Source organism: Vibrio mexicanus (assembly GCF_001012815.1).
Taxonomy (GTDB): Bacteria; Pseudomonadota; Gammaproteobacteria; order Enterobacterales; family Vibrionaceae; genus Vibrio; species Vibrio mexicanus.
The window spans coordinates 1-206 of record NZ_JYJP01000141.1 but is presented as its reverse complement, the minus strand read 5'-3'; the positions used below and the strand labels follow the sequence as shown (position 1 = coordinate 206).

At 54.9% G+C, this 206-nt stretch carries 2 tRNA genes; both read right to left on the bottom strand.

Annotated features, from left to right (window positions below):
* Positions 1-2: 2 nt before the first annotated feature.
* Positions 3-76: transfer RNA gene (locus UA76_RS20710), tRNA-Cys, on the bottom strand.
* A 43-nt stretch (positions 77-119) separates the two neighbouring features.
* Positions 120-206, bottom strand: a tRNA-Leu gene (locus tag UA76_RS20705).

The window sequence follows — 206 nt, the reverse complement described above, 5'->3', positions numbered from 1 at the left end:
AATGGAGGCGCGTCCCGGAGTCGAACCGAGGTCCACGGATTTGCAATCCGCTGCATAGCCACTCTGCCAACACGCCATAGCTTCTGCTTTGTTTAGAACAACAAAGAGAAAAATGAAGATGGTGCCCCGGGCCGGACTTGAACCGGCACAGCGCGAACGCCGAGGGATTTTAAATCCCTTGTGTCTACCAATTCCACCACCAGGGC